20 protein-coding genes and 1 riboswitch are annotated in these 20,508 nt (G+C 53.6%); of the genes, 18 read left to right on the forward strand and 2 right to left on the reverse strand.

Going from position 1 to position 20,508, the window contains the following annotated elements:
- Nucleotides 1-84 precede the first annotated feature (84 nt).
- Nucleotides 85-1,311: an MFS transporter gene (locus ACE99V_RS08000; protein ID WP_400490542.1), complete on the forward strand. Its 1,227-nt coding sequence runs from the start codon at nt 85-87 to the stop codon at nt 1,309-1,311.
- On the opposite strand, the gene ACE99V_RS08005 is transcribed toward ACE99V_RS08000, so the two are convergent.
- Together ACE99V_RS08005 and ACE99V_RS08010 are read right to left on the reverse strand one after the other, a co-directional pair.
- The gene (locus ACE99V_RS08005; protein ID WP_400490543.1) at nt 1,308-1,922 is read right to left on the reverse strand and encodes a DUF3298 and DUF4163 domain-containing protein; all 615 of its coding nucleotides are present in this window, start codon (nt 1,920-1,922) and stop codon (nt 1,308-1,310) included. The genes ACE99V_RS08000 and ACE99V_RS08005 overlap by 4 nt on opposite strands.
- 68 nt (nt 1,923-1,990) lie before the next feature.
- Entirely contained in the window at nt 1,991-2,248 is a 258-nt protein-coding gene (locus tag ACE99V_RS08010; RefSeq protein ID WP_400490544.1) for a hypothetical protein, read from the reverse strand.
- A 127-nt stretch (nt 2,249-2,375) separates the two neighbouring features.
- Here ACE99V_RS08010 and ACE99V_RS08015 point away from each other — a divergent pair, with 127 nt between their 5' ends.
- The 17 genes from ACE99V_RS08015 to ACE99V_RS08095 all read left to right on the forward strand — a co-directional run bounded on the left by ACE99V_RS08015 (nt 2,376) and on the right by ACE99V_RS08095 (nt 20,105).
- The gene (locus ACE99V_RS08015) at nt 2,376-3,848 is read left to right on the forward strand and encodes a methyl-accepting chemotaxis protein (protein WP_400490545.1); all 1,473 of its coding nucleotides are present in this window, start codon (nt 2,376-2,378) and stop codon (nt 3,846-3,848) included.
- A 73-nt stretch (nt 3,849-3,921) separates the two neighbouring features.
- Nucleotides 3,922-4,034: riboswitch (SAM riboswitch) on the forward strand.
- Between the two features lie 83 nt (nt 4,035-4,117).
- Nucleotides 4,118-5,143, forward strand: a complete 1,026-nt coding sequence (locus ACE99V_RS08020) for a BMP family lipoprotein (RefSeq protein ID WP_400490546.1) — start codon at nt 4,118-4,120, stop codon at nt 5,141-5,143.
- A gap of 68 nt (nt 5,144-5,211) precedes the next feature.
- The gene (locus tag ACE99V_RS08025; RefSeq protein WP_400490547.1) at nt 5,212-6,741 is read left to right on the forward strand and encodes an ABC transporter ATP-binding protein; all 1,530 of its coding nucleotides are present in this window, start codon (nt 5,212-5,214) and stop codon (nt 6,739-6,741) included.
- On the forward strand, nt 6,716-7,783 hold the full coding sequence (locus ACE99V_RS08030) for an ABC transporter permease (RefSeq protein ID WP_400490548.1): 1,068 nt from the start codon (nt 6,716-6,718) through the stop codon (nt 7,781-7,783). The genes ACE99V_RS08025 and ACE99V_RS08030 overlap by 26 nt, the downstream gene beginning before the upstream one ends.
- Nucleotides 7,770-8,687 carry an ABC transporter permease gene (locus ACE99V_RS08035; RefSeq protein ID WP_400490549.1) on the forward strand — a complete coding sequence of 306 codons (918 nt, stop codon included), beginning with the start codon at nt 7,770-7,772 and terminating at the stop codon, nt 8,685-8,687. The genes ACE99V_RS08030 and ACE99V_RS08035 overlap by 14 nt, the downstream gene beginning before the upstream one ends.
- A 24-nt stretch (nt 8,688-8,711) precedes the next feature.
- Entirely contained in the window at nt 8,712-9,374 is a 663-nt protein-coding gene (locus ACE99V_RS08040) for a sulfite oxidase-like oxidoreductase (protein ID WP_400490550.1), read from the forward strand.
- A 1-nt stretch (nt 9,375) separates the two neighbouring features.
- A complete protein-coding gene (locus ACE99V_RS08045; protein ID WP_400490551.1) occupies nt 9,376-10,095 on the forward strand; it encodes a nucleoside phosphorylase in 720 nt (239 codons plus the stop codon).
- A gap of 211 nt (nt 10,096-10,306) precedes the next feature.
- Nucleotides 10,307-10,912: a glycerol-3-phosphate responsive antiterminator gene (locus tag ACE99V_RS08050; protein ID WP_400490552.1), complete on the forward strand. Its 606-nt coding sequence runs from the start codon at nt 10,307-10,309 to the stop codon at nt 10,910-10,912.
- On the forward strand, nt 10,884-11,555 hold the full coding sequence (locus ACE99V_RS08055) for an HAD family hydrolase (RefSeq protein WP_400490553.1): 672 nt from the start codon (nt 10,884-10,886) through the stop codon (nt 11,553-11,555). The genes ACE99V_RS08050 and ACE99V_RS08055 overlap by 29 nt, the downstream gene beginning before the upstream one ends.
- A gap of 7 nt (nt 11,556-11,562) precedes the next feature.
- Nucleotides 11,563-12,630 (forward strand): ABC transporter ATP-binding protein, encoded by a 1,068-nt coding sequence (locus ACE99V_RS08060; protein WP_400490554.1) that lies wholly within the window; start codon nt 11,563-11,565, stop codon nt 12,628-12,630.
- A complete protein-coding gene (locus ACE99V_RS08065; RefSeq protein ID WP_400490555.1) occupies nt 12,630-13,571 on the forward strand; it encodes a carbohydrate ABC transporter permease in 942 nt (313 codons plus the stop codon). The genes ACE99V_RS08060 and ACE99V_RS08065 overlap by 1 nt, the downstream gene beginning before the upstream one ends.
- Before the next feature lie 19 nt (nt 13,572-13,590).
- Nucleotides 13,591-14,418 carry a carbohydrate ABC transporter permease gene (locus tag ACE99V_RS08070; RefSeq protein WP_400490556.1) on the forward strand — a complete coding sequence of 276 codons (828 nt, stop codon included), beginning with the start codon at nt 13,591-13,593 and terminating at the stop codon, nt 14,416-14,418.
- Between the two features lie 49 nt (nt 14,419-14,467).
- Nucleotides 14,468-15,781, forward strand: a complete 1,314-nt coding sequence (locus ACE99V_RS08075; RefSeq protein WP_400490557.1) for an ABC transporter substrate-binding protein — start codon at nt 14,468-14,470, stop codon at nt 15,779-15,781.
- A gap of 12 nt (nt 15,782-15,793) precedes the next feature.
- On the forward strand, nt 15,794-16,516 hold the full coding sequence (locus ACE99V_RS08080) for a glycerophosphodiester phosphodiesterase (protein ID WP_400490558.1): 723 nt from the start codon (nt 15,794-15,796) through the stop codon (nt 16,514-16,516).
- A 345-nt stretch (nt 16,517-16,861) separates the two neighbouring features.
- Nucleotides 16,862-17,485 carry a hypothetical protein gene (locus ACE99V_RS08085; RefSeq protein ID WP_400490559.1) on the forward strand — a complete coding sequence of 208 codons (624 nt, stop codon included), beginning with the start codon at nt 16,862-16,864 and terminating at the stop codon, nt 17,483-17,485.
- A 220-nt stretch (nt 17,486-17,705) separates the two neighbouring features.
- A complete protein-coding gene (locus ACE99V_RS08090) occupies nt 17,706-18,305 on the forward strand; it encodes an SET domain-containing protein (protein ID WP_400490560.1) in 600 nt (199 codons plus the stop codon).
- 147 nt (nt 18,306-18,452) lie between these two features.
- Nucleotides 18,453-20,105: a glutamine--tRNA ligase/YqeY domain fusion protein gene (locus ACE99V_RS08095; protein WP_400490561.1), complete on the forward strand. Its 1,653-nt coding sequence runs from the start codon at nt 18,453-18,455 to the stop codon at nt 20,103-20,105.
- The last annotated feature ends 403 nt before the right edge of the window (nt 20,106-20,508 follow it).

A 20,508-nucleotide genomic window follows, 5' to 3' on the forward strand; every position in this document is an offset into this window, starting at 1 on the left:
AAATAATAAATTATACATCATCTGTTGTCAATGATAGGATGGGGTATGAAACAGATTGAGGGTAAACCTTGGGGTGATACCAGAATGAGTTACATACAAACAGGGACAACAGCCTTTCGCAAAACCAATCTTGCCTTTTTCGCAGCCGGGTTCAATACGTTCGCCATCCTTTACAGCACACAGCCGTTGATGCCGGAATTTTCCAAGGAATTCGGCGTTTCTGCGACGGTCTCAAGCCTGTCGCTCTCGCTGACAACGATCGCACTGGCCATCAGTATGCTGCTCTTTGGTTCCTTGTCGGAAGTATGGGGCCGCAAGCCAATGATGGTGGGCTCCATGCTCATCGCCTCTGTCTTGTCTGTTGTAACAGCATTCACTACCACGTTTGATGCCTTGCTGGTGTCCCGGGTCATTCTGGGAATCGCTTTGGCTGGTCTTCCTTCGATTGCGATGGCTTATCTGGGAGAAGAAATGGAGCCGAAAAGCCTGGGAGTGGCGATGGGGCTGTATATAAGCGGCAACGCCATTGGCGCCGTGTCCGGTCGGATCATCACCGGAATGGTAAGCGACTACTACAATTGGCACGCAGCGATGGGAGTCATCAGTATTATAAGCCTGGTGGCCAGCCTGATTTTTTGGAAGAGCTTGCCGCCTTCGAACCATTTCCGCCCCCGAACGCTGGAAATCGGGAAATTGCTGTCTTCCTTGGTCAATCATCTGAAAGACCCAGGCTTGGTCTGCTTGTTTGGCATTGGATTTCTGCTGTTGGGGAGCAACGTTGCCTTGTTCAATTATCTTGGCTATGTGTTGACTGCTCCGCCTTATTCCCTTCGACAAACGTTGGTCGGCTGGATCTTTCTTGCTTTCATCGTCGGAATGTTTAGCTCGGTATGGATGGGACGATTGGCAGACAAACACGGCCGCAATAAAGTTTTAAGAATCGCCCTTTTGATTACGTTTGCTGGAACTTGTTTGACTTTACACAGCCATTTGCTCATCAAAATCCTGGGACTTCCGATCGTAACCTTCGGATTTTTCGGAGGGCATACCATTGCCAGCAGTTGGGTTGGACGGCGTGCCCTTCACGACAAGGCACAGGCATCATCGCTATACCTGTTTTTTTACTACGCCGGTTCAAGTATTGGCGGAACAGCCGGAGGTGTGTTTTGGTCCAGGCTTGGATGGGAAGGCGTCATCGCGATGATCGTGTGCTTCCTGGCAGTCGCTTTTTTCCTGTCGATCTGCCTATCCTCCATTGAATCCCGTGCGAGGACAAAACGGAATGAGTATCCAGTGAGGATCGAACACTAACTCGCCGCCATGACACTGAGCGGCCCGTCTTCATTCATGATCGACTGCAGATCATACACGGAAATGGGAAACATCGGGAAACCGACATAATAAGGGGAGATCTCATACACCTGAAAATAGATGACGAGCGCTTTGTCCGCGATGTAATAATCCTGATCTGGCCGAATCCCCTTGTACTCCAGAATGGGGATCTGCCGCTGGTTAATCTGCTGCTGAACCATCTCGGACAGGACTTTTACATAATCGCTGCCCGGCTTGAACAAGTCACTCAAAGAAAAGATCTTTCCTGTTTGAATGTCAGCGGTGATCGATTTCATCAGGGTTAACCCGTGCGCGCTGGGATACGTGAAGGCGTAATTGCTCTGGCTGATGCTGACGATGCCGCGCTGGTTGTTTTTAATTTCATAGATACCCAGCATCTCCGTATTTTTGGGGTTTTCATAATACCCTTGCTGCCGGATCATGTCGTGCACGTCCTTCAACAAGGCCTGGTTGATCTTCAGCTGTGCGGTGCTGTTGCTCAAACCGACGAGCTGCGGGTAATCGATTCTCACATTTGGGTGAGTAATCGTTATGGTTTGGATCCTTGCAGGCAGTTGATTCAGTTCCACGCACATCCCGTTCCTTTCGTTGCTTTTTGCAGGTTATGTTTCAGCCTATTCCGGAAACGGGAATATGGTTAGGGAGAAAACAACTTATGTGTTGTCGATTTTCTCCAAAAATTGTTTGATGGTTTCGGCATAGGCTTCGCGGTCTGGCTCAAGGCTACGCAGCGTCTGGGGGCGAGCGCCTCCATTTCCGGCAAAAATTTTTCCGCAGTTGCAAACGCTCCGGGGATATGCAGCAGCGGTACAAGCGAAGTTGCAAAGTCGGCATTGGCCTCCAGCCAATGGATCCGCACGCCCTGATTCTCTGTCCACCGGTCTTGTATGGTCATGAAAACCACCCCTCCTCCTGTAGAAGTCTGTTCTTTCCCTGATTTGTAACAGATTCTTCAATGTTTTTGCTGTTTTTGGAAACTTTTCTCATCTTATAATAAAAAGAAGAATGGGGGTATTGGGAAGATGCTGCAGCTGATTCGCAACACACTGACTAACAAAGAAGGATTTATGATTTTTCTTCTCTGGAATCACCTCTGGATCGCCGCATGGGTCGCGTTTCAGATGAATGTTTCCTACTGGCAGGTAGTTTCGCTGGGGCTGTTGGTTACCTTGATCGTATCACCGATCTACTTTGTCAGGAAAGACAGCTATTGGATTCGCTATCTGGTTGCCATCGGGTTCATGTTCTATTCCATCTCGTTTGACCACTTTACGAACTACCCGGAAATGGCGTACCTGTCGTTTATCGTACTCGGGTTTCTTGCCGCTTATCTTGACTGGAAGCTGATTGTATCGGCTGGGGTCGTGCAGATCGCAGCGACAGTTGTCGGGTTTGTTACCGGTTACTATCACATTTTTGAGGGAACCCATACCGAGATGAACCTGATCCTGAAGATCGTCTCCATTCTTTTGATGATCGCCGGTTTGAGCTACCTGTGTGTAGCGGGACAAGTGTCCCTGACAAAAGTGGAGCAGGCGCGCAAAGAAGCAGAGGAGAAAGAACAGCGTCTGTCCGAGCTGCTGGACCAAATCCAGAAAGTGACGAAGCAGCTGGACCTCACGTCGGAGCACGTGCACGAGCATGCGGAAGTAACCAAACAAAACACCGATGACATGATGCTCGCCTTCCGCGAAGTGGCTACGGGAATGGAAGCGCAGGCCAATTCCACCGTTAAGATTGAGGAGGAAGTGCAGTCGATCGACCGGGAAATCATCGAGGTGAACACTCAGGCGAAAGCGATGAAAGAGGAAGCGGAGAAAAACAACCGCCGCCTGGTCAACAGTATTGAGATGATGAACGAATTGTCGAAGCAGATGCAGCAAATCGTGGAGACGGTCCAGGTCGCCTCGTCTACCATTTATCAGTTGAACCAGCAGGCAAACAAAGTGGAGGAAATCGTACAAACCATCAATCAGATTGCTTCGCAAACCAATCTCCTGGCGCTGAATGCCGCCATCGAATCGGCGCGTGCCGGAGAACACGGCAGAGGGTTTGCCGTCGTGGCTGACGAAGTACGCAAACTGGCGGAGCAGAGTGCGAGCGCCACACAGGAGATTACGGCCATCCTGCAGTCGCTGCATCAGGAAAGCCAGAACGCCGTCCTTCAGATGAAAGACGGGGAGTCCTCGGTTATCAAGGGGCAGGAGCTGGCACAGCAAACGGTAACCTCCATTGAAAAGGTGAAGGCGGGCATGGCAGCCTTTATGGAAGCGGTGGAAATAGTCCGCTCCAGCATGGACCAGGTCAAAATCCGTTCAGGAGAAGTGGCCGAGGAGATGTCCACCATCACAGCCGTAACCGAAGAATCGGTGGCCAACCTGGAAGAGTTGTTTGCGACGGCGGAAAGCCAGCATCAAAGAGTAAGGCAAATCACGGAAGAGATCGGCGAATTGAACGCTCTTTCAAGCAAGCTACAAAAATCTTTCCAATCGTAACAACTGAAAAAAGCAATTGATATTTCGACAATTTTTGATAAAATGAAGTCATCAAAAAAACAGCATACCAATTGCCTTATCAAGAGCGGCGGAGGGACTGGCCCAATGAAGCCCGGCAACCACTGTACCTGTACAGAATGGTGCCAAATCCTGCAAAATCCGTTATCGGATTTTGACAGATGAGGAGGAGACGGATCAAAACCAAAACTCTTCCTCTGGAAGAGTTTTTTGTTTGGTCAAGGAAACAAAGAGAAAGGGAGAGAAACAACATGAAAAAGCTTTTGCTGACGATTACCACGTTTGCCCTCCTTGCTGCCGGCTGCCAGTCGGACAAGGCACCGGCCAGCGGAGAAGGAACTGCCGGTCAAACAGGGGAAGCGAAAAAACGAATTGCCCTCATCTTGCCGGAAAAAATCGGGGTGAACCCGTTCTTCCAGCAGATGGACGAAGGGGCCAAAAAAGCGGCCCAGGAATTTGGCGTCGAGCTGAAAACGATCGAATCGACCGACCACTCCGCCATCGAAGAAAACCTGCGCGTCGCTGTTGCGGAAAATTACGATCTGGTCATCACTTCTTCGTTTGAATCGGAAGACGCTTTGAAAAAGGTAGCCACCGAGAACCCTGACCGACAATTTGCCATCATCGATACCGTCATCGATTTGCCGAATGTACGCAGCGTGGTATTCCGCGAGCACGAGGCTGCCTACCTCTTGGGAGCGGCCGCCGGCTTGGCGACAAAGACAAACAAAGTGGGCATGGTTGCCGCGATGGACATCCCGCTGTTGAAGAAATGGACAGTCGGCTTCCAGGAAGGATTGAAGGCGACCAATCCGAAAGCGGAGTTTCTGGTGAACTACGTCGGCGGTTTTACCGATCCGGCGAAAGCGAAGGAACTGGCCCTGCTGCAGGCTTCCAAGGGTGCTGATTTCATTGCCGGGGCAGCAGCGGTAGGGGATCTGGGCGTGTTTGAAGCGGCGAAGGAAAAAGGCTTCTACACGGCCGGTCAAGACGTGGACCGCACCACGCTCGATCCGGAGCACATTGTCCTCTCGCAGCTCAAAGGAACAGATACGGCCGCATACGAAACGGTGAAGGCATTTGTAGAGGGAACATTCAAACCGGGTGTTGTGACCTACGGTCTGAAAGAAGACGGCGTAGGGGTCACCTACATTACCCGGGAAAGTAAAACCCCGCTGCATCCGTTTATCGGACAAGCGGTGGTGGACAAGGTAAAAGCAATCAAGGACGAAATCATAGCGGGTACCCGTCAGGTGCCGGATCCGCTGAAGCAATAAGGCAAAAATGACCGACTACCTAGCCGTAGTCGGTTTCCTATTACTGGATCAAGGAGGAGGGTTGATTGATGACGCTGCGTCTGGAAATGCGAAACATGACCAAAACGTACGGTGACTTTACGGCCAACGACAACATTTCCTTCGACTTGAAAGAAGGGGAAGTGCACGCCATCGTCGGCGAAAACGGCGCCGGAAAAACCACGCTGATGCGGATGCTTTACGGCATGGAGCAGCCTTCTGCCGGGGAGATCTACCTCAACGGGCAGCGGGTGGAGCTCGCGGGACCCCATGACGCGATCCGGCATGGAATCGGCATGGTTCACCAACACTTCATGCTCTTTCCCGACTTTACCGTGGCGGAGAACATCGTGATTGGATATGAGCCGAGGAAAGCAGGCCTGTTCCAGCGGGAAAAAGCGAAGGAAGAGGTGCTCAAGCTGGCGGAGCGCTACGGTATTTCAATCGACCCGACAGCACGGCTCTCCGGCTGCGCTGTCGGCGAACAACAGCGGGTGGAAATATTGAAAGTGCTTTATCAAGGGGCGGACATCATCGTGCTGGACGAACCGACTGCGGTGTTGACGCCGTTGGAGGTAAAGGGTCTGCTCGCCACCATCCGCAACCTGGCCCAAGGCGGGAAGAGCATCATCCTGATTACGCACAAGCTGCAGGAAGTGATGGAAGTAGCCGACCGGATCACTGTCCTGCGAAACGGAAAAGTGACCGGGACAGTCAACAGGCAGGAGACCACAGCGGAAGAACTGGCACGGTTGATGGTAGGCCGTGACCTGCAACCGGCAGGGGAGCGGGTCAATCTGGACGGCAAACCGCTGCTGGAGGTTCATCATCTGACCGTTCAAGTGAAGGGAAACAAGCCGTTGGTAGATCAGGTCAGTTTTACCGTACATCACGGTGAAATCGTCGGAATTGCCGGCGTATCGGGAAACGGACAATCCGAGCTGCTGCAGGTGATCACCGGCTTGCGGCAGGCGGATGGCGGATCAGTCACTCTGGCGGGACGGGACGTAACCAATCGGTCGGTAGCGGAGATTCGCCAGGCAGGTCTGGCCCATATCCCGGAAGACCGCTACCTTTGGGGTGCAGCCAAACAGGAGAGCGTGGCAGAGAATGCGCTGATGGGCTATTACCAAAAACCTGCGTATTCCCGAGGTTTCATCATCGCTCGGGACGTGTTTCGCAAGCTCGCTGAAGAGTGGGTGAAACGCTTTGCCATCAAGACCGGTTCGCTCGAGGAAAAGGCAGGGAACCTTTCCGGGGGAAACTTGCAAAAGCTGATCGTCGCCCGGGAGCTGGGGCAGGAAACACCGCTGTTGATCGCAGCCGAGCCGACCCGCGGGGTGGACATCGGCGCTATGGAAACCATTCATCAGGCGCTGCTTGATAAACGAAACAAGGGAGACGGCATCCTGCTGGTGTCGTCCGAACTGACGGAGATTCTTGCCTTGTCCGATCGGATTCTGGTGATGTACGAAGGCAGAATTGCAGGAGAATTGAAACGGGCGGAAGCGACGGAAGAGAAAATCAGTGTACTGATGGCAGGAGGGAGCTTACATGGAACGACACAGGCAACTGTTTAACGCGATGCTCCAACCGGTACTGGCGATCGTGATCGGCTTGATAGCGGGTGCCGTCGTCATCAGTACGGTTGGCGAATCGATTGCGGATACGTACCGCCAGATGTGGAACGGCGCGTTCGGAAGCAAGTACTTCGTGATGTCCACTCTGGCCCGGTCTACGCCCATCCTCTTGATCAGTCTCGGGCTGGCGCTGGCTTTTCGGGCCGGGGTCTTTAACCTCGGAGCAGAGGGACAGATGGTACTGGGTGCTTTCAGCGCGGCATTGGTCGGTCTGTATCTGCCGGTGCCGGGAGCCGTAAAAATGGTCGCAGCCCTTGCCGCTGGTGTTGCCGTTGGCGGGCTATGGTCGCTCCTGGCCGGCCTTTTGGAGGCGAGATTTAAAATCCAGCTGTTGATTTCCACCCTGCTGCTCAACTATATTGCCGTTTTGCTGGCCGGCTATTTCGTCAGCGATCCGTTTCAGGACAAGACGGGATCCGCTGCACTGGCGCAGACGGCCATGCTGGAGAAAAGCGCCTGGCTGCCCAAACTGTTCGCGGGAATGAGCCTGCATGCGGGATTTCTGTTTGGGATTGCCGGAGCGGTTGTGCTCTACCTTCTGTTTCGCTATACGGCCTTTGGCTATGAAGTGAAAATGCTCGGCCAGAATCCGTTTTTTGCCCAATACGGCGGAATTCAAAAGAACAGGGTGATGCTGCTTGGCATGTTTATAAGCGGCGGGTTTGCCGGACTGGCCGGGACGGTTGAGGTATTGGGAACACAGTACCGCTTCGTTGACGGGGCCCTGACTGTTCCGGGATATGCCTGGACGGGACTGATGGCCACGTTGCTCGCCAACGCCCACCCGCTCGGTGTCGTGGTCACGTCCATTCTGTTGGCCGCTCTGCAAACCGGGGCGATGGGTGTCGAGCGAAACACGGAAGTGCCCCTGGAGATCGCAAGTATCATCCAGGCGGTGTTGATTCTCTTTATATCCGCAAAACTGAGTGTTCAGTGGTGGAAGCGCAGGAAGAAAGGAGGGGCCTCCCATGGAACTGTTTGATCTTTCTCTCATCAGTTCGGCGATTCGTATGGTTTCGCCGATCCTGCTCGCTGCATTGGGGGGCGCCCTGTGTGCTCGGGTCGGCCTCTTTAACGTCGGACTGGAGGGACTGGTGCTGGTCGGAGCTTTTTCCGCCATCGTGGGCAATCACCTGACGGGAAGCCTGTTGTTTGCCATTTTGTTTGCCATTGCGGCGACGCTTCTGTTTTCCCTCTTGTTCGGCTATATGACCATTCGATTGAAAGCGAATGAAATTATCGTCGGAGTAGCGATCAACTTTTTGGCCATGGGGCTTACCACCTTTGCGCTGCGGGCGGTTTTCGGGGTGAAGGGGGCGTTCTACGACAAAGACATGGCGGGGCTGCCGCAGTGGCAGATTCCGATCCTGCACGATATTCCCGTGCTGGGGCCGATCGTTTCCGGGCATTCGCCGCTCGTATACCTGGCGTTCCTCTCCGCAATCGCGCTCACCTTCTTTTTCTATCGGACGGTTACCGGTTTTCGAGTGCTGGCTGTTGGGATCAACCCGGTTGCCGCAGGAAGTCTTGGTTTAAAGGTGACGCGTCTGCAATTTCTCGCCATCGCCTTGTGCGGCGTATTTTGCGGATTGGCTGGGGCACAGCTGTCTCTTGGGCAGGTGACCATGTTTTCCGAAGGCATGACGGCGGGGCGCGGATTTATAGCCCTGGTGGCAATGATGTTGGGACAGTCCCATCCACTGGGAATATTGGCGTCCAGCCTGCTGTTCGGTTTAATGGACGCGCTCAGCATCCGACTCCAGGGATTCTCGCTGCCCACTCAATTTACGGCCATGCTGCCTTACGTGCTTACCATTGCCGCCATGTTCTTCCTGAAGGGCCGAGGCGATAACGTGAACAGCGCGGGTCAGTACAGCACGCGATAAAAGGGGAAAAGGAGGAAAACGAATATGAACAAGGCAGAGCGCATCAAACGGATGAAAGTGCCGGCAGTCGATCCCGCCCTGGCCAAGCGCTTGCCGCCGGGACAGGTGCTGACCGAACGGTTTCCCATCCTGCATGAAGGAGATGTCCCCGTATACGATATGAAGAAGTGGACGCTGCGGGTCTTCGGCGAAGTGGAGCGGGAAGTGACCTTGTCGTACGAAGAGATCATGGCTATGCCGCAAACCACTGTGACCTGCGATATCCATTGCGTAACCCGCTGGTCCCGGTTTGACAATCGCTTTACCGGCGTGCTGTTTCGGGATTTTCTGCAAGCGGCGGGGATCAAGCCGCAATCGGACTACGTCATGGTTCACGCGGATCACGACTATACGGCCAATCTCCTCCTCGCCGATCTGGTCCGGGATGACGTGCTGCTGGCCCACTCGTTTGACGGCGAGCCGCTTACAGACAAGCACGGCTGGCCGCTTCGGCTGATCGTGCCGCACCTCTATTTCTGGAAAAGCGTCAAATGGCTGCGCGGTTTTGAGTTTATCAAGGAGAACAAGCCCGGCTTTTGGGAACAAAACGGCTTTCACCTAAACGGCGATCCTTTCCGGGAAGAGCGGTTTTCCGGTGAGCCGCTGCCGATCCCGGAGGACGAATGGGAGAAAAAGGAGTTTGATTGACATGCTGCCAAATCTAAAAATCGACCCGAAAACGCTGCCCGAGCGCGTCATTGTCTGCGGTGACCCGAAACGGGCGGCGAACATCGCCTCGCTTCTGGACAATCATCGCCAGCTGGCGGAAAACCGGGAATATCACAGCTATGCCGGCACCTGGATGGGTGTGGATGTGGCGGTTGTCAGTCACGGGGTAGGCTCGCCCGGGGCGGCTGTCTGTTTTGAAGAGCTGGCCAAGGGCGGCGTGAAGTCGATCATCCGTGTGGGAACAGCCGGTTCCTATCAACAGGAAGTGCCGCCGGGAAGTCTGGTAATCAGTACAGCGGCGGTGCGGGCCGACGGTTTGACCGCCCAGCTGGTGCCGCCGGGTTTTCCGGCCGTGGCGGACCGAAATGTCGTCGCCGCGCTGACAGAGGCTGCGCGATTGAGCCAAGCAGGTTTGCCGATCAAGGAAGGGATCACCCTGACGATTGATGTGTTTTACAACGGCGTGCTGGAGTTTCCTCACAGCCTGTACAAAAAAGCAGGTGTTCTCGCAGTGGAGATGGAAAATTCCGCGCTGTTTGTGATTGCAGCTCTGCGCGGCCTGCGCGCCGGAGCGATTCTGGCGATTGACGGCTATGCCGACGCCGACCTGCTGGCTGACTACAACCCGCACACGGAAACGACCGCCAGGGCAATCGAAGCCGAGGCGCGAATCGCCCTGGATGCGATCGTTCAATTGTAGATCGTCTGCTTAACAAAAACCTTCCTGAATATTTACAATGGCTCCATGTTCGCTTAACGAAAACCGACTACGATTACTTATGACAAGTAGATAATCGAACCGGTTGGAGCCCTGGAGAAACCTCGATAGAAATTCCAAGACCTTTCACCATGAAGTCATTGGCAATTCTATTTGAGGTTTTTTGTTTTGGAAAAAAAGGAGGGTGACCGCGTTGAACCAAGCGCAATTCTACGAAAGACTGAGCCGGTACAAAATGATCGCGTCCGTCAAAGAAGCCAAGTGGCTGGAACAGGCGGCGGAGGCGGAAGTGAGCGCCGTTGTGCTCTCCGTAGGAAACATTGGGGTGATCAAGAGGTATGTCGATTTTTTCAAAGCGCATGACCTGCCGGTGTTTCTGCATCTGGAGCGGATCGGGGGCATCAGCTACGACCGGGAAGGCGTCGCCTTTTTGGCTCAGTATGTAAAGCCGAGCGGGATCGTCACGACTCGCAACACACTGATCAAGCTGGCGAAAAAACAGGGGCTGCTGACCATCCAACGGTTGTTTCTGGTTGACAGCGATTCGATCAAATCAGGCTTGCAATCCGTGCGGGAGACGCAGCCGGACGCCGTCGAGATCATGCCGGCGCTGCTTCCGGAATGCATTCAGGCCTACCGTCAGGAGCTCGATCTGCCGATCATTACCGGCGGCTTGATTCGCAAGCGGGAGCAGATGGAGGTGGCTTTGCGTCACGGCGCGATAGCCGTTTCCGTCGGAAGTCACCCATTGTGGAAGGAGAATCTAACCGATGAAACAATGCCGCTGCCTTCTGTTTGATCTGGACGGAACGCTGCTGGACAGCCGCGATGCTGTTATTGATGCCGTGATGTACACGGCGGAACACTATCTTCCCGGAATGTTTACCCGCGAACAGCTGCTGGCACGCTTTGGCGAGTCGTTTGACGATTTTCTGGCGAGCGAAGTGGCTCCCCATACCAAAGCGTTCAACCGGGAAGAGATATTCGGCACCTTTTTCGCGTATGTGGATGAACACCACGATCGTCAAATCCGCCTTTTTCCTCGCGTCAAGGAGGGGCTGCAGGCACTCCGCGGAGCCGGCTATCAACTGGCCGTCGTCACCAACAAACAGCGGACGTATACCGTGCGCGGACTGCAAATTGCGGGAATTTTGAATCTGTTCGATGCCATCGTTACGATTGACGACGTGCGGAAAGGCAAGCCGTCCGCAGAGCCCCTGCAAATAGCGATGAACAAACTGAACGTCTGCCCCGACGAGGCAGTCATGGTGGGGGACAGCAAGTACGATTTGTTGGCGGCCAAAGCGGCCGGGGTGAAAAGCGTGCTGCTTCAATGGTACGGAACCGAGCCGACCATCGAAGCGATGGCCGACTGCCGTTTTGCGGACTTTCAAACGTTTGCGGATGAACTGCTGAACGCAAAATCCCTGGAAAGGATGTGAGTGGCTGATGGCGCATGTGCTGTTGAAGCGGGTAGCCAAAACCTACAACAACCAACCCGTGGTAAAAGGACTGGACTTGGTTGTGCCCAACGGCTCTTTCACGGTGCTGGTGGGACCCTCGGGATGCGGCAAGTCAACCACCCTGCGGATGATCGCCGGTTTGGAGGGTGTGACGTCGGGGGAGATTTGGATCGGGGATCAGCAGGTAAATGACCTGCCCCCGGGCAAGCGTGATCTGGCCATGGTGTTTCAAAATTACGCCCTCTACCCGACGATGAGCGTTTTTGACAATATCGCGTTCGGGCTGCAAAACCGTGGCTTTTCCCGGAAGGCATGCAAAAGTCTGGTGGAGGAGATAGCCGAGGTGGTGGGGCTTCGTCCATATCTGGACCGGAAGCCCTCGCAGCTGTCGGGCGGTCAGAGACAGCGTGTCGCCCTGGCGCGTGCGATGGTGAAGAAGCCGCAGGTGTTTCTGATGGATGAACCTCTGTCCAATCTGGACGCCAAGCTGCGCAACCAGATGCGGGTAGAGCTGACCAGCTTGCACAAGCAGCTGGGCAGTACATTCCTCTATGTGACGCACGATCAGGTGGAAGCGATGACCATGGGCGATCAAATCGTGGTGATGAACGAGGGAGAGATCATGCAGGCGGCCTCTCCGATGGAGCTGTACAACGACCCGGATAACCTGTTCGTGGCACAGTTCATCGGCTCTCCCGCGATGAACATCCTTCCGGAGGACGAGAGGGGCCACAGGCTCCTGGGATTCCGCCCGGAAAAAGCGGCGATCACACATACAGCCAGCCAGGCCGCCATGCAGGAAAGCCGGTACGTTTTCCGAGGAACGGTAACATCCCGGGAAATACTTGGTTCCGATGTGCTCTACTACGTGGAAACCCCGATCGGACGAATCGTGGTGAAAAGGGACCCCGAGACCCTGACGGAAGCAGGCGCCGAGGTCGTCGTCACGGTACAAAAAGAGCATATGTACCTGTTTGACAAGACAACGGGCAAGCGAATCCGTCATGCGGAGCGGAGGAACGCAAACAGTGCTCTCGCAGGGGGCTTGATGTAATGCGAAAGGCAGTCGCGACTCAGGTTTCGAGCGTACGTCCGGCACAGTGGATGATGACAACGAAGCTTCATTTCGCTGAAAAGGCTCGGCCCTACGCTTATATCGCACCGGCTCTGCTGTTTTTTGCCGTGTTTTTCTTCTTTCCCATCGCGTACATGGTGTATCTCAGCTTTCACGATTGGTCCCTGCTCAATCTGGAGGAGATGGAGTGGGTCGGACTGGACAACTTCATCGCCCTGCTAGCCGATGCTGATTTTCATCAAGTCCTGACAAACACGATGGTGTACACCGTTTGCACGGTAACATTGGGGATCGGACTAGCGTTTTTCCTGGCGCTGTGGCTGAACCGGAAGGCGAAAATCTACGGGATTGTGCAGGCGGCCGTATTCAGTCCTCACGTCGTGTCGCTGGTCTCTGTCGCCATGCTGTGGATGTGGCTGATGGACCCGCAGTACGGACTGTTGAATGCCGTGCTGGAGTTCATCGGGCTGCCCGGCTATACCTGGCTGGCCGATACTAGCAGTGCGCTGGCGTCGCTGGTGCTGGTCAGCGTGTGGAAGGTGGTCGGCTACAATACGCTGGTCTTTATTGCCGGGCTGCAAAGCATTCCGCGTGACATCTACGAAGCGGCTGCCCTGGATCGGTCGCCCTCGTGGAGAACCTTGACCCGCATCACCATCCCGATGCTGTCGCCCACCTTGTTTTTCCTGTTGGTAATCAATACGATCTCGTCGTTTCAGGTCTTCGATACGATTTACATCATGACCCAGGGCGGACCGGTCAACAGTACCAACATGCTTGTCTTTTACATCTATGAGCAGGGGATGGACTTTTACAACGGAGGAATTGCTTCCGCAGCTTCCGTTGTTTTGCTGGCGCTCGTCGGCCTCTTGACGCTGTTCCACTTCCTGTTCATGGAGAAGCGTGTCCATTACCGCTGAGGAAAGGAGAGATGTGACGGTGTATCGACTGGGGCAAATTTCGTTCAAAACGCTGGAGTGGACGCTGCTGATCATCGTGTCGCTGGTATTCGTCTTTCCTTTTCTCTGGATGTTCCTGACGGCGTTCAAAACGATGCCGGAGGTGTATCAATTTCCTCCTACCTGGCTTCCGGAGTCGTGGCAGTTTGGGAACTTCCAGACAGCGTGGGAGTCGGGTCCGTTTTTCACGTATGTCTGGAACAGCTTTCTGGTCGCCGCTGGCATCCTAGTACTGCAGCTGTTGACCGGTGTGCCGGCTGCCTATGCCTTTGCCCGCTACCGGTTTCCCGGCCGCAACTGGTTGTTCGGTCTGACCTTGATTGCGTTGATGATTCCGCCGCAGGTTGTCTTTTTGCCCATTTACGTGGAGATGAGCAGCTGGGGGCTGGTCAATACGCTCTGGTCGCTGATCCTGCCCTATGGAGCGAGTGCCTTTGGCATTTTTCTGCTGCGCCAGTCGTTCATGCAGGTACCGGACGAGGTCATTGAAGCGGCCCGGCTGGACAACGCCTCTGAGTGGAAGATCATGTGGCGGGTGATGGTTCCGATGGCCAAGCCTGTGCTTGTCACCTTTGGGCTGTTCAGTTTTATCTATCACTGGAACGATTACTTCTGGCCCTTGATCATGACCAACAGCGATGAGGTGCGCACCCTGCCGATCGGCATCTCCATGCTGAAGGCGACAGAGGGAGGCAAGCTGTGGAACGTCATCATGGCGGGCAACATGATTCTCGTCCTGCCGATTCTCGCCATCTTCGTTTTCGCCCAACGGCACATCATCAGCGCATTCGTCTACCAATCCAAATAGGTGATTATGGGGCAACCCGTAACCATAAAGATGACTAGGAGGGTTTTTTGTGAAAAAGTTGAGCTTGTCCATTCTGGCTTGCACATTAGGCTTGTCGGCCGCATTGGCCGGATGCGGAAAACAGGAAGCATCCGGTACCAGTCAGGCGTCCGGAGGTCAGCAGCCGGCAGCAGCGGAAAACAAAGCGGTGGAGATCGACTTCTGGTACTCCCTGGGCGGTCACAACGGTGAGATGATCGAAAAGCTGGTGAAGCAGTTCAACGAAACCCACAAAGACATCGTGGTCAAACCGGCTTATCAGGGCAACTACTACGAGAACCATGCAAAGGTATTGGCTGCTGTCTCCGCTGGCAACCAACCCGACGTTACGATGGTGGAAATTGCGTCCGTGGGCGCTTTTGCCGATGCCAAGGTACTGGAAGACCTGGGGCCTTACGCGGCAGGCACGGAAGACAGGTACATTCCCGGTTTGATGGGCAATTCCTACTGGGAAAACAAGCTGTATGCCATTCCGTTCAACCGCTCCACACCGCTGCTGTACGTGAACCGCGACATGCTGAAGGCGGCAGGTTTGGACCCCAACGGTCCCAAGACATGGGAAGAGCTGCGTGAATACGCCAAAGCCCTGACGAAAAAAGAAGGGGGCAAAACAGCCGTATACGGCTTCTCTACCCCGATCGACATCTGGTTCTACGAAGCGCTGGTGTTTGAGAACGGCGGAAACATTCTCAGCGAAGACGGCAAAAGCCTGGCCATCAACGGCGAAGAAGGAAAAGCGCCGCTTGCGTTCTGGACCGGCCTGCTGCAGGACGGCGTCATGAAAGCCCCTCCGGGAGAAAAGTACAACGCATGGGATGTCGCAAAACAAGACTTCCTGAACCAGCAGGTAGGCATGATCTTTACCTCCACGGGTGACTTGAAATCGTTGAAGGACAATGCGAAATTTGAAGTGGGTGCGGCATTCCTGCCGGCGAACAAGAGCTTCGGCGTGCCGACCGGCGGCGCCAACCTGGTCATGCTGTCCAAGTCTTCCGAGGCGGAGAAAAAGGCGGCATGGGAGTTTATCAAGTGGATGACCGACACGCCGCAAACCATTCCGTGGTCGCTGGAAACGGGCTATATGCCGGTAACAAAGGATGCGGTAGAGTCGGAAGAAATGAAAAAAGCGTACGAAAAGGATCCGAATTTCCAGGTGGCCGTAAATCAGCTGGAACACGCCAAACCGCGTCCAATGGTTCCGGGATACAAGGAGCTGCAGGAAGTGATCATGACGGAAATCCAGCGGGCGGTACTGGGGCAGGCGACTCCGGAAGAGGCGATCAACAAGGCCGTGGAAAAAGGGGAAAAACTACTGAAAAAGTAAAGGGGGATCTTGATGAACATCTGTATGGCACACCGCGGCTGGTCGGGCAAAGCGCCGGAAAACACGATGGCGGCAATCCGGCTGGCCTTGACAGAACCGGCAATCCGGGCAATGGAAGTGGATGTTCAGCTTTCAAAAGACGGTGTACCCGTGCTGTTTCACGACTTTACGCTGGAGCGGACCACCAACGGCAGCGGCTTGCTTAAGGACCATACCTACGAGGAACTAACCGCACTGGACGCAGGAAGCTGGTTTGGCGCATCCTGCGCCGGGGAGAAGATTCCCACCCTGGAGGAAGCCCTGCAGGCGGTCAAGGGCAAATGTGTGCTGAATATCGAGCTAAAAACAGCCGGTGATTTGTACCCCGGAATAGAGGAAAGCGTCATCCGCTTGGTGGAACAGTACGAGATGAAGTCGGATGTGTACATCACCTCGTTTGACCACGAGGTCGTGAAGCGCGTGCGGCAGCTGGACGACACCATGAAAACCGGGCTGATCGTATACGGAAAACCGGTACTGCTGCAGGAGCAGCTGAAGGAGACGGGGGCGTCCATTCTCTCCATGGCGTATCCCTATCTGACCCCCGACTTTGTTCGTTCGACACTAGATTCCGGCATTGGCCTGATCGCCTGGACCGTCGACGATCCGCAGGCCATCCAGACCCTTATGAGCTGGCATTCGGACGTGCAGATTTGCACCAATCATCCGGATCGGATGCTTTCCCTGCTCCAGTAAGGAAAAAGCTGTTGAGAGGCGAACCTCCTCAACAGCTTTTTTCGTTGGTGTATAAGAGTGGCCGTAAGCCTGGACGTACAAAACGTGCAGCATCTCTGTCAGACGCTTTTGGCTTAAGAAAACCCACCCGGCATTAGCTATTCTCACCCCACTCGGCGGTAGCTATCGCTGAGCCGAGTGGGGTCCCTTTTTTCGCCGGGCGGGGCCCCGAACTGCCGGGGTACCGGCTTCGACCAGTTCTGCCGCTCGAGTCAGCAGCTCCATGAGATCCTTCATGTATTTGCTGCGTCCCGCTAGTCATTCTGGAAAATAAGGGTTTGTAGGACGTGCAAGGAATTTGAGCTTATGCATAAGCATATTTGTGGTGGAAATAAAATTACAAAAGGGTGGTGTGTACAAATGACTATGCCATCATTTTTACGATTTTCTGGTTTATGTTCGATTATCGCGGGGATTCTTTTTCTTTCTATGTCAGTTTGGTCTAGTATTTCTTTAGAGGAGATTGGTTCTTATGCCGATCTAATCGGGATGGCCTTTCTGCTACTGGGTCTCGTCGGAATTTATCTTCGTCAAATGAATGCTGTTGGAGTAATTGGCTTCCTTATTTTCATTTTTACTTTTATTGGGGCGGTATTATGGGCAGGACATAGTTGGGTTAATGCGTTCGTAATACCTGTGTTAGAGGAATTTTCCCCACAGATATTAAATAACCCGCCTGAGCAAATCATGACAGGTGTAGCTATTTCGTTATATCCCTTTTTTATAGGGATAATGCTGTTCGGCATTGTAACAGCTTGGAAAGCTATCCTTCCTAGATGGGGTGCCCTTTTGCTTGCAGTAGTGCCTATTTTAGATTTCATTCCATATGGGTCTTACGTATCTCAACCGCTAGCTGGGATTGGTTTTATTTGGTTGGGATATTCATTATGGAAAGGGAGTTATGAAGAAGGAAAAACAAGTAGTTCATAACGAAAAAAGAGATTCAGAACATACCCGCCTCTGCGTAATGCGGAGACGGGTTTCGTGATTTCGGCACCTCGGGCGGAACACGAGCAGCCCATGTTACAGCCCGCCATCCCGTAAAAACTGATCGTTCTAGGGGGAAATGTGTGAAAACGCAAACACCTATCCCGTTCACCCTGATTATGATGATAGGAAATAGTGACCATCACAAGGGGTGGAAAACCGCATGATGCATCCGCATACAGAGCTGCGTTACGTGAACGACGCAATCGGGTACGGTGTGTTTGCCACCAAAATGATTCCCAAGGGGACGATTGTCTGGGTGCTGGACGATCTTGACCAGATTCTCGATCCGTCTTACGTGGAGTCCCTCGACCCCATACGGAAGCAGGATATCCTAAAGTATTCGTACCGCAACCGGCAGGGCAAGTACGTTCTATGCTGGGACATAGGACGCTACGTCAATCACAGCTTTCATGCCAATTGCGTCGGAACGGCGTATGAACTGGAGCTGGCGGCACGCGACATTTATCCGGGGGAACAGCTGACGGATGATTACGGAACGTTAAATCTCGATGAACCGTTTGACTGTTTTCCGGAAGCAGGTACGGAACGCGTGAAAGTGATGCCCGATGATCTGCTGCGGTATTATCCGTGCTGGGATCGCCTTGCCAAAGAGGCATTTCGGCAATTTCATCATGTAAATCAGCCTCTGAAGCATCTGATCAAGCCCCAGTTCTGGCGAAAGGTGCACGCGGTGGCTGACGGGAAGGAGCCGTTGGAATCCATTTTGAACATCTATTACGACCGCAGCCTGATTCAGTAAAGACAGCCGGCGAGGTTGAGGAGGGCATCCTGACCCTCCCGGCCTCGCTGCTCTTACATCATGAAGACGAGAGCGTTCGTCCATGTTGAACTATTGATGGGGAATCAGTATTATTGAATACAAAGGTTATCGAAAGGTTGATTGTACGTGGAAAACAAGCCAGCTTCATCCAATTTTCTCCGCAATATTATCCTCGATGATTTGCAATCGGGACGAGTAAAAGAGATCGTTACGCGTTTTCCGCCTGAACCAAACGGTTATCTTCATATCGGACATGCCAAATCCATCTGCCTGAACTTTGAGTTGGCAGACGAATTTAACGGCAGAACCAACCTGCGTTTTGATGATACCAATCCGGTAAAAGAAGACATCGAATTCGTCGAATCGATCAAGGAAGACGTAAAATGGCTGGGTTTCGAGTGGGACGGCCTGTTTTTTGCGTCCGACTACTTTGAAGAAATGTACAACCGTGCCGTGCTGCTGATCAAAAAGGGCAAGGCGTACGTCTGCGATCTTTCTGCCGAAGAGATCCGCTTGACCCGGGGCACACTGACTGAGCCGGGAAAAGAGAGTCCGTACCGCAACCGTTCCGTGGAAGAAAACCTGGACCTGTTTGATCGTATGCGCAAGGGTGAATTCAAAGATGGAGAAAAAGTGCTGCGGGCCAAAATCGACATGAGCTCCCCCAACATAAACATGCGCGACCCGGTTCTCTACCGCATCTCCCACACGACGCACCACAACACGGGCGACAAGTGGTGCATCTATCCGATGTACGCCTACGCTCATCCGCTGGAAGACGCGATCGAGGGAGTAACGCACTCCATCTGTACGCTGGAATTTGAGGATCAACGGCCGCTGTACGACTGGGTCATTCAGGAGTGCGAGATGGAGCATGTGCCGCGCCAGTACGAGTTTGCCCGTCTGAACATGACCAATACCGTGATGAGCAAGCGGAAGCTGAAGCAGCTGGTCGACGAGGGAGTCGTGGACGGTTGGGACGACCCGCGCATGCCGACCATTTCCGGTCTGCGCCGCAGAGGCTTCACGCCGGAGTCGATCCGCACATTTGCCCGGGAGATTGGCGTGGCGCGCAGCAACAGCGTGGTCGACGCGAAAATGCTGGAGCATTTCATCCGCGAAGATTTGAAGCTGAAGGCGCCGCGAACAATGGGTGTCCTGCGTCCGCTGAAGGTGGTTATCACCAATTATCCGGAAGATCAGGTAGAAATGCTGGATGCGGAAATCAACCCGGAAAATCCGGAAATGGGAATGCGGCAAATTCCGTTCTCCCGGGAAATCTACATTGAGCAGGACGACTTCATGGAAAACCCGCCGAGCAAGTACTTCCGCCTGTTCCCAGGCAACGAGGTGCGTCTGAAGAACGCCTACTTCATCAAGTGCAACGACGTAATCAAGGACGAACAAGGCAACGTGGTAGAGCTGCACTGCACCTACGACCCCGAGACCAAGAGCGGTTCCGGTTTTACCGGCCGCAAAGTAAAGGGGACCATTCACTGGGTGGATGCCAAACACGCGCTGCCGGCCGAATTCCGCCTGTACGAACCGCTTATACTGGACGTGGAGGAGGAAGGCTCGTTCCTGGAAAACATCAACCCGAACTCGCTGGAGATCCTCCAGGGCTTCGTGGAGCCGAACATGAAGGAAGCGAGACCGCAAGACAAGTTCCAGTTCTTCCGTCACGGGTACTTCAACGTCGACCCCAAACACACGACAGAGGACAAGCTGGTGTTCAACCGGATCGTCTCGCTGAAAAGCTCGTTTGAGCTGCCGAAATAACGTAACAAAACGGAAGCTGTTGACCTTGAGTCAGCAGCTTTTTTTCGTGTATAAGAATTTAAAAATTTGGACATCCCATACAGCCGCTAGAAAAGTGTTCGGGGCCCCGCCCGACGAAAAAAGGGACCCCACTCGGCTCAGCGATAGCTACCGCCGAGTGGGGTGAGAATAGCTAGTTTCCCCTGAAAAATTCCTGGGGTAAGTCAAAAACAAAAGGAATTCAGCTCTCTAAATGGAAGTAGTTGTTGACGAGGCAATACATCCAAAAAGAGGGACTGAATTCCTTTCTTCATAAAGAAATTCAACAGTGCTCCTCGAAAATCCTTTTTGAGGTGAGCGATTATGTTAAAACTTCGTAACGAGCAAATCACATTGTGGGATACCCTTCTCCCTGAACCAATCC

It is taken from the genome of Brevibacillus soli (assembly GCF_044759095.2).
In the GTDB taxonomy this organism is placed as follows: domain Bacteria; phylum Bacillota; class Bacilli; order Brevibacillales; family Brevibacillaceae; genus JBIYSM02.